This is a genomic window from Parafannyhessea sp. (genome assembly GCF_051876455.1).
In the GTDB taxonomy this organism is placed as follows: domain Bacteria; phylum Actinomycetota; class Coriobacteriia; order Coriobacteriales; family Atopobiaceae; genus Parafannyhessea.
This window is the reverse complement of the sequence record NZ_JBJEHW010000177.1, coordinates 1-9,117: the sequence shown is the minus strand read 5'-3', so window position 1 is coordinate 9,117 and position 9,117 is coordinate 1. Positions and strand designations below refer to the sequence as shown.

General features: G+C 67.9%; 9 protein-coding genes. 2 read left to right on the top strand and 7 right to left on the bottom strand.

Going from position 1 to position 9,117, the window contains the following annotated elements; translation table 11 throughout:
- Together ACI38Z_RS07710 and ACI38Z_RS07705 are read right to left on the bottom strand one after the other, a co-directional pair.
- Nucleotides 1-538 (bottom strand): EamA family transporter (locus ACI38Z_RS07710; protein ID WP_439789608.1); only part of this gene is annotated, 538 nt, incomplete at its 3' end.
- A gap of 116 nt (nt 539-654) precedes the next feature.
- On the bottom strand, nt 655-1,437 hold the full coding sequence (locus ACI38Z_RS07705; RefSeq protein ID WP_439789607.1) for a YaaA family protein: 783 nt from the start codon (nt 1,435-1,437) through the stop codon (nt 655-657).
- Nucleotides 1,438-1,537: 100 nt separating this feature from the next.
- Between ACI38Z_RS07705 and ACI38Z_RS07700 the strand changes: the two genes are divergently transcribed.
- Entirely contained in the window at nt 1,538-2,737 is a 1,200-nt protein-coding gene (locus ACI38Z_RS07700) for an AI-2E family transporter (protein WP_439789606.1), read from the top strand.
- A gap of 127 nt (nt 2,738-2,864) precedes the next feature.
- Here ACI38Z_RS07700 and ACI38Z_RS07695 read toward each other — a convergent pair whose 3' ends face one another.
- The 5 genes from ACI38Z_RS07695 to ACI38Z_RS07675 all read right to left on the bottom strand — a co-directional run bounded on the left by ACI38Z_RS07695 (nt 2,865) and on the right by ACI38Z_RS07675 (nt 8,405).
- Nucleotides 2,865-3,632: a class II glutamine amidotransferase gene (locus ACI38Z_RS07695; RefSeq protein ID WP_439789605.1), complete on the bottom strand. Its 768-nt coding sequence runs from the start codon at nt 3,630-3,632 to the stop codon at nt 2,865-2,867.
- Between the two features lie 824 nt (nt 3,633-4,456).
- Entirely contained in the window at nt 4,457-5,884 is a 1,428-nt protein-coding gene (locus ACI38Z_RS07690; protein ID WP_439789604.1) for an ATP-binding cassette domain-containing protein, read from the bottom strand.
- Between the two features lie 17 nt (nt 5,885-5,901).
- The gene (locus ACI38Z_RS07685; protein ID WP_439789603.1) at nt 5,902-7,002 is read right to left on the bottom strand and encodes an ABC transporter substrate-binding protein; all 1,101 of its coding nucleotides are present in this window, start codon (nt 7,000-7,002) and stop codon (nt 5,902-5,904) included.
- 83 nt (nt 7,003-7,085) lie between these two features.
- Nucleotides 7,086-7,499: a hypothetical protein gene (locus tag ACI38Z_RS07680; RefSeq protein ID WP_439789602.1), complete on the bottom strand. Its 414-nt coding sequence runs from the start codon at nt 7,497-7,499 to the stop codon at nt 7,086-7,088.
- Nucleotides 7,500-7,610: 111 nt separating this feature from the next.
- Nucleotides 7,611-8,405: a DUF1295 domain-containing protein gene (locus tag ACI38Z_RS07675; RefSeq protein WP_439789601.1), complete on the bottom strand. Its 795-nt coding sequence runs from the start codon at nt 8,403-8,405 to the stop codon at nt 7,611-7,613.
- A gap of 295 nt (nt 8,406-8,700) precedes the next feature.
- Here ACI38Z_RS07675 and ACI38Z_RS07670 point away from each other — a divergent pair.
- Nucleotides 8,701-9,117: glutamine synthetase III (locus ACI38Z_RS07670; RefSeq protein ID WP_439789600.1), on the top strand; the 417-nt coding region annotated here is incomplete at its 3' end.

The following is a 9,117-nucleotide window of genomic DNA, read 5'->3' as shown; positions in this document are numbered from 1 at the left end:
CGAGCAGGAACGTGCCGAGGACCGCCATCGCGAAGCAGAGGACCTCGCGCCCGTAGGGCCGGCGGCGCCTGTGCAGGCAGACGGCCGCGAGCGTCATGGGCACGCCCAGGCTCTGCAGCACCGTGGCGGTGGCGGGATTGGTCACGTCCACGTTGGCGAAGTAGCTCGCGTTGAGCACGAGGTAGGCCATCACGGCCATGCCGATGACGCCCAGGAGCTCGCGCGGGTGGCGGAGCGAGCGGACTGCGTCGCGCAGGCGGTCCGGCGTGCGCGCCGCCGCGAAGCAGAAGAACACGGCCGAGCCGGCGAGCATCTTGACGTTGGTCATCCAGAGGGGGCTCACGCCCGTGCGGTCCATGAGGAGCTTGGACACCGTGCCGGAGATTCCCCACAGGCACGCGCCCGCGACCACCATGACCGTGCCCGCGACCACGCGGCGGCGGTCCGGATGGGACTCGCGGGGCATGGCCTCACGTCCCTCTCGCCCGTTGGCGGGTGCCGACGCGGCGTCGCGCGCGACCTCGGAAGCCTCTGCCATGACCCTCCCATCCTGCAAGCACATGCGCCGTCGCGCAGCTGCGCGACCGACGGCCAACCATGACCTTGCCACAACGCGCGAGGCGTGGCAAGGCGGATGCCACGCGCCGGCCGCGCCTACGCTCGGCGCACGAAGCGCAGCGTGCGCCCGTCCGAGATGGACTCGTCCAGCGCGTACCCGCGCTCCGCGTACGTGCGGAGCCCGGCCACGTCGTCCACGTCCCCCTCCGCACACCACCTGACGAAGCTGCCGCGCGCGGCCTTGGCCTCCGTGGCGCGCTGCACGAAGCGGCCGTCCGACGCGCGGCGCGTGCCGAAGAGGCAGGTGACGACGGGCACCTGCCCCGCGTGCGGCACGACGGCGCGGGCGTACTCCACGGAGGCGACGTTGACGAGGGCGGTGGGGCCGCCGCGCAGGACCTCGCACGCGATGGAGTCGCCCCACCACGCGTAGAGGTCGCTCGTGGCGGGCAGGCCGAGCACGGGGACCGCGGGCACGGCGAGGCGCTGCGCCATCTCGAGCCGGTACGGCAGGATGGCGTCGAGCGGGCGCAGGCAGCCATAGAACGCCGAGACGATCCTGAGGTGGGCCTGCAGGTAGTCGAGCTGGCGCTCGCTCATGACCTGCGCCGCGAGGTGCGTGAACGCGATGCCGTTGAAGCTCGCGCAGGCGGCGCTGCCCGCGGTGGCGATGGCGTCCAGGTCCATGCGCTGGTGCAGCCCGTAGCTCTGCTGCGCGAGGGCGTCGCTGCAGCGCCAGAGCGCCTGGGACTGCTCGAGCGTGAGGCCACGCAGCGCCTCCTGCAGCACGCGCGTGCGGTCGAGAAGGGCGGGGACGCCGCGGGGACGTGGCTCGCCCTCCACCGCGACCATGCGCTTTGCTGGTGAGAGTATGAACATGACCGGCACGGCGGCTCCTCACAGTATCATTTCAGGAACACGTTCGACATGCGTCGGAGCGTCCGGGTGGCGCGGGGGCGCGACCGACCGGGAGGCATCCTTGAGCCGCTTTGGACTGGACGACAGCAAGTACTCTACCATCAGCCGCTACGTGATCGCGACGGGCATCGTGCTGGCGATCGTCGCGAACGTGGGCGTGCACCTGCCCGAGATAGCGCAGGGAGTTGGGGTGGCAGGCGCCTGGGTGCTCGCGATCCTGAACCCGCTCGTCGCGGGCGGGCTGGTGGCGTGCCTGCTCTGGCCCCTGGTCACGAGGTTCGACCGGCTGCTCGCCAGGGTTGGCCCGCTCTCCGGCGCGGACGGGGCGAGGCACGCGCTCGCGGTCGTGGCCGTTGTGCTTCTGGCGGCGGGGACCGTCGCGGCGGTGGTGGCCGTCCTTCTCGCCTTCGTGACGAACAGCATCCGCACCATATCGCCGGGGAACCTCAACGAGCTGGTGGACTACGTGGGCGACAGCATGTCCGCGGCGTACGACGGGGTCGTGCGGCTCGCCACGTCGGCAGGAGCCTCGAAGGCCGACGTGGACGAGGTCATTGGCGCGGTCGAGGGGGTCTTCACGTCGGGCGGGAGCCTTGGGCAGACCGTGAGTTCCAGCGTGGACGCCGTGAGGACGTTTGCCTCGGACACGGTGTTCGCGACGATATTCTGCGTCTACTTCCTGATTGACGGCAGCAACCTGGCGGCGTACTGGGACCGCACGCTGCGGGCGCTCATGGGCGAGCGGCCGTACGGCCACCTGCGCACGTTTGCGCTGGACGCCCGGCACGCGTTTGCGGGCTACATGCGCGGGCAGGTGATCGACGCGCTGCTCATGGGGCTCGCCGTCTCGGTCACGCTCGAGGTGCTGGGCGTTCCGTACGCGCTCCTGATCGGCATCGCCACGGGGCTGGGAAACCTCATCCCCTACGTGGGGCCGATCGTCGCGTACGCATCGACCCTGCTCGCCTGCCTCGTGACGGGCGACCTCGGGAAGTTCGTGTGGGCAGCAATCGCGCTTGCGGTGATCCAGTTTGTGGACGGGCAGATCGTGAACCCGAAGATCCTGGCGGACTCCGTGGAGGTGCACCCCATCGTCGTGATCGTGGCGCTCATCGTGGGCGGGAAGGTCGGCGGACTCGCGGGAATGTTCGTCGCGGTGCCGTGCGCGGCCATGGTGAAGATCTACTTCGAGCGCTACGTTGCCTGGCGCGCGGCGAGGCGCGAGGCGGCCGTGACGGAGGGCTCCGACGCGGAGGAATGAGCGCGAGCGGGCTGCCGTGGGCACGCCATTTGGGCGACGGCAGCACGTCCTTCTCGCCCTGGCATGAGTGCGGCCGGGAGGCTGACGCCACCCGGCCGCTTTCTGCCGCTTGTTGCGTGCCGACGCGCTACGCGCTCATGAGCTCGAGCATGCGCAGGTACTCGACGTTGTCGGACGTGAAGACGCCCGTGCCGGGCGTGCCCTCGTAGTCCATCTCGCCGTCGTGGACGGCCTGCAGCTGGCAGAGCTGCATGGGCTCCCAGGCGCGACCGTCGAGCGGGGCCGTGGCGAACGCCCAGCCGTCATCGAGTCTGAGGCGCCAGAGCGTCTTGTTGGCGTCGTTGGTGTAGGCATAGGTGTGCGTGCCGTCGCCAAAGAGGAGGTTGAGCTTGTTGCCGGGCGCAATTGCCTGGATGGCGCGGTCGATCGCCTCGATGCGGCCGGACTCGTCCGCGCCCTGGGCGACCGCCGTGTCGGAGGCCTCGACCAGGTACGGCAGGATTGCCTCGCTGTCCGTGGTGCCCTCGCGCTGGGCGTAGAAGGGCTTCGTGGCGCGCGGCTCGAACATCGTGCCGTTGTGGGCGAGCTCCCACTCCCTGCCCTCGTGGTCGTCCTGGCCGAAGGGGTGGCAGTTCTCGAGCCTCGCGGAGCCGACGGACGCCTTGCGGATGTGCGCGATCAGGTGCGCCGTCTCGACGGGCTCGCGCAGGATCGCCTGGACGCGCTCGCTGACGGCCGCGTTCTTGGGCTCGCGGACGGTCGCGGGCCTTCCCTCGTCACCTGCGGGCAGATATGTGAGACCCCAGCCCTCGGGATGCTCGTTCCCGTGCGAGAACAGCGAGCTGAGCAGTTCGTTTGCAACAATGGGCTTGCTGGTATCGATTGCAAGCATCATGCACATGGTCGTTCCTTCCTATCGACGACGGAGAGAAGATACCCTAAAGGAACTGCGACTACGTAAGTTACACATGCGCTTCACGCCGCGCACACCGCCCGCACACGCCACCGTCGCAGTCCATTTTTGGTACGAATCACCATTATTCTAGTACGAACGGAACTGTACACATATGTCTTTAAACTGAAAAAGAGCGGGACAATTAGACTGGCCGTTGCGCGGGCGTGAATGGACCCGCTCCGAGGAAATCCCTCGTTCTGGGTGCCGCTGACGCCCATGCATAGGCCTCGCGGTGCGCGACGATGCCCATTGGGGTCCCGAGCGGCATCCCCGTTAGCCTGCAGGCCGCCAGGAACCGGCGCCCGGTCCCATCGAGACCCCGTCCGGTCCTTTCGACAGCAGCGTCCGGGCAGCCATGCACCCGGATGCCCGGCTTTTCTATGGGAGAGGCCTGACATGTGTCCCGGGATCCGAACCATGATTCAATACAATGTATCGCTCATGCGTAATATGCATGTGTGAAGGACACCCCGACTCGACGGCCACCTCCCGGGATGCGACGGGCATCCGTCGCGACACGTTTTTCCGCTCAGGTTGCAACGGCGAGGGACTTGTGTGCGCTTTCCTCCTCCCCGGCGCGCGTCACGACGACGCCGATTGGCGTCCGTGCCGTCCCGGGAGGTGGCAAGGCGCTCAAATGTCCCCACTTGCGGCAATGTATAGGGATTTGTGTGTGGCTGCCGGACTCTTGCAAGGCGCCAAAGCACACACAAACCCCGTGCCGTTGCACACCGGTCGAAAATTCTTGGCTGACCCGGAGTTTCCTAGTCCCTGGCCGCCGCGTCGCCCAGCGAGTACCCCTCGGCGTCCATGCGCCCGGCGTCACCGGACGCATGCGAGGCTACGATCAGCGTCCGCGACCCAAGGTGGCGCGTCACGAACCGTGCGGCCACCTCGTGCGAGGCTGCGTCCAGAGACGAGAACGGCTCGTCCAGCAGCACGACGTCGCTTGGCGCAGCCATTGCGCGCGCGAGCTCGACTCTGCGCCGCTGGCCCCCGGACAGCTCGTCCACGGGAACGTCGAGCGCCTCTGCGGGTAGGAGCTCCCCAAGCAGCCGCCCCGCCCGGTCGCGGGCCCAGGCGTCACGGCTCGAGCCCGTCACGAGCAGCAGGTTCTGCACCGCGGACATCCCGCCGACCAGCCGCACGTCCTGAAAGGCCATGGTCACGTCCCCGCCGACGGCACGCGTGCCGTCGAGCACCGGCTGAAGCCCGGCAACGGTCCTCAGCAGGGTCGTCTTGCCAGCGCCCGACGCGTCAGAGCAGATCACCCGCTCGCCCGGCCGCACCCGTAGGTTGACGCCACGCGCCACCACGTGCCCCGGGTAGCCGATCGTGGCGTCGCTCAGCACGACCTCGCCGGCGTCGACTCCGGTCGCGGCGACACCGCTCTCCCCCGCGCGGCGCGTCCCCCGCGGCCTCCCTACGCGCAGGCTCGCCGAGAGTGCCCACGATCCGGTCCGCGCGAGCAGCGCCACGAATGCCCGCTCGCACAGCCACGACATCACCACGACCACGATGGTCCACGCAAAGAGGTCCGCTGTCTCGAGCAGGAGCTTCGCCTGGTAGATGCGCTCGCCGATGGACCCCATGGGGCTCCCGATGAGCTCCGCCGCAACGCCGGCCTTCCACGCCATGCCACACACGTTCCTGCTCGTCCCCAGAAGGTACGGCAGCACCTCGGGCCACACGTGCGCGAGCAGTCGACGCACTCGCGGCACGCCAAAGACGCCCAGCATCTCCCCCGTCTTGGCGTCCACGTTGTCAAGCGCCTCGGAGCAGCTGAAGAACACCGCCGGGAACACGGCCAGGAACACGGCCACGGCCGAGACGCTCTCCGCTCCGACCCACATGAGCAGCAGCACGATCACGCAGACGATCGGCACGCTCTTGAGCACGTCCAGCGCGGGCGAGAAGATCGTGCGCACCGCCCTCCAGCGCGCCCCGGCAAACGCGAGCGCCACCGCGCCCGCGAACCCCAACACGAAGCCGACGGCGATCCGCGCGAGCGAGAACCCCACCGTTGCGAGGAAGCCGGCATCGCCCAAGAGCGACGCCAGCCTCATCACGGTGTCCACGGGACCGGCAAGCAGGATGCCGCTCCCTACGACGAGGCTCGCGACCTGCCACACGCACACCCACAGCGCGACAGGCGCGAGCCTCTTTGCTATGTCAGAAAACCTCTCCCGCACGACTCGGGTTCTGGCCGCTACTCGCCCAGGTAGTAGAAGTCGTCGGCAGGCAGGGCGCCGCCCACGGAGGTCTTGTCCGCCTCGTACAGCACCTTGAGGTAGCCCTCGAGGCCCTTCTTCATCTTCTTGCCGGTCACGCAGACGATGTTGCACCCGGGGATGGCCTTCTTCGCGATGGCCTCCTTCGCGACGATGCCCGCCTTCACCACAAGCGGCGCGGCGTACGCGGGGTCGGCGTTGACCTTCTTGACGGACTTCGCGTGGCGCTCGAGGAAGTCCTCCACCGCACCGGGGTACTCGTCGGCAAACTCGCTGCGCACGATGGTCGTGCCCATGACGTACTGGCTGCCGTCCTTCACGTACTTCTTCCACACGTCCGTCAGGTCGATGGGGGCCTTCAGCGCGGAGACCTGCGCCAGCGTAGCCGTCGTGAACGGCTGGGGCAGCACGCCCACGGCTGACGTGTCCTTGGCCAGCACCGCGGCCACCTCGGTGTGCTCGCTCTTCCACTCGAGCGTCACCTGGTCCTTGATGCCTGCCTTGTCAAGCAGGTAGTTGAGCACGTACTCGGGGCTCGAGCCCTTGCCCGAGATGTAGACCGTCTTGCCCGCCAGGTCCTTGAACTTCTTCACGCTCTTGTCGCCCGTGACGACGGACAGCACGCCCAGCGTGTTGAGGTCGATGACCTTGATCTTGCCGTTCGTCTTGTTGTACAGGACTGCGCCCACGTTGGACGGCACGCACGCGATGTCCACCTTGCCCTGGATGATCAGGGGCAGGAGCTCGTCCGGCGCCGCGCTGATGGAGTACGCGTACGTCGTGCCGGAGCCGGCCTTGGCCTTGTTGCTCGCGGGCAGCGTCGCGCCGCTCGCGGGTATGCCCGAGGTGGAGTCCATCATCTGCACGAGGCCGATGGTCGTCGGCCCCTTGAGCGAGGCGACGCGGACGACGACGTCCTCGGCCTTCTTCTTGGAGCTGGCCTTCGTCGCGGCGGAGGAGGAAGAGTCATCCTTCGTGCCGCTGGCGGAGCCGGAGTTCCCGCACGCCGAGAGCACCCCGGCAAAGCCCAGTCCCGCAAAGGTCGCGAGCGCCTCGCGACGCGTCATGTTCCTGCTCATGTACTTCTCCCCTCGAATCGCGCCGCACGGCGCCGGACCACCCGGCACGCACGGCGCTACGCAAACATAGGAACGCTTTCAGTCTAACCCCTGCGGTGGCACTGGCACGTGGGAAGCTCGCCCTCGCGCTGGGCGCGGTGGATGGCGGCCTCCATGTGGGCGAGCATCGGGGCGTCGGAGCCTGACGCGTCCGGCATCAGGCTGCTCGTTGGATCGAAGAGCGCGGTCAGCACCGTGTCGAACGTCCTGGCCGCCACGCCGCCGTCCTCGCTCTCGTAGCCCTCCACGTCATAGCCCTCGGCAAGGAGCGCGAGCGCCACTATCGAGGCGTCCACGCCGGCGTCCTCGCATGCCTCCAGCACGGTCTTGGCCGAGTCGAGCTGCTCGAAGCCGAGCTCCTCCAGTACCCCCGGCACCTCGGGGGCCTCCGCCGCGATCGTCCCCAGCTCCTGCGCGAGGTCGATAGTGCCCTTGCCCTCGGTCTTCTCTTCTGCCATGTGCCTCTCCCATCAGACGGGTGTCATATACAAAGGCGCGCCATCGGGCGCAAGCCGGCCGCGCCGGTCCGCTCATTATATGCCAGAAGCGGTGTAACAATATCGGGAACGCTACGCCACGAGCCACGTGTACTTCTCCACGGAGTACAGCGGCACGAACGGGATGAGGATGGGCGTGCTCCGCACGTACGCCTGGTACGCGGGGTCCTTGCCGTAGCTGCGGTTCTGCCGCATCTCGAGCCTCCGCGCGCCGCCGAACATCACGTACACGATCCCCAGGTAGCCGGCAAGCGCCGCCGCCCACTGCGCCGCGCCCGCGTACACGCCCAGGCCCGACACGAAGACGCCCGTCCACACGAGCAGCTCGCCCAGGTAGTTGGGACAGCGAACGATGCGGTACAACCCGCTGTCCACAAAGCGCCGCGGGTTCGCGCGCTTGGCCGCGCTCTTCTGGATGTCTGCCACGGACTCGAAGGCGAGGCCAAAGGCGGACACCGCGAGCCCCAGGACGAGAAGGACGTCCGTCGGGGCGCCGGAGCTCATGCGGAAGAGCACGGGCGACGTCTCGCATGCGTAGAGCAGCGCCGCGGAAAGCCAGATTCCCACGCGCGCCGCCATGCCCACGCCGTCGTTCGTCTTGATCTCGCCCTGCATCTTTCGGTTGTACGTGCGGCTCCTCACCTCGCGGTACGCGAGGTAGCCCGCGAGCCGTACGCCGTATGCCACGAGGAGCGCCGCCTGCAGCCTTGCCGCCAGAGGCGCCTGCGCGCCAAACCCCAGCAGGAGCGCCACGCCGATGGCGGCGACTGCCGCGCCATAGCCGATGGAGATGAACCAGACATACTTCTTGAAACCACAGGCGCTTGCCGCCAGGGCAACCGCGAACACGATAAGGAACCAGGTCATGAGCACCTCGCAGGTCGATTGGACGCACGCCCCGCAGGACCCGCAAGCGGCGGGTGCCGGGACGCAAGTCCCCCTAGCATACGGCATCGCGCACGCCGCATACGCAGGATTGCGACGGGCGGCGTGCGGCGATGGCGGCACGTCCTTCTCGCCCGCACGGAAACGGTTGGGAAACGGTTTCGTATTCGTAACCGTCACATTGACGAAATTTGGGGGCAACGGGCAATCGCTATGATTCATTATGTACGAGGGGCCGCCATGAGGCCCACAGTCAAATTCCGTCAGAGGAGGACTGATGTCCAAGGACAAGGTCACCGAGGAGTACGGCAGCCTGGTCTTTACCGACCAGGACATGCAGGAGCGGCTGCCAAAGCCGACCTACAAGGAGCTACGCCGCGTCATCGACGAGGGCAAGGAGCTCAACCTCGACATCGCAAACGAGGTTGCCCACGCGATGAAGGACTGGGCGCTCGAGCACGGTGCCACGCACTTCACGCACTGGTTCCAGCCGCTCACCGGCATCACGAGCGAGAAGCACGACAGCTTCATCAACCCCAACGGCGACGGCACCGTGCTGATGGCGTTCTCCGGCAAGGAGCTCGTCCAGGGCGAGCCCGACGCCTCGAGCTTCCCCTCCGGCGGCCTGCGCGCCACGTTCGAGGCCCGCGGCTACACCGTCTGGGACCCCATGAGCCCCGCATTCATCAAGGAC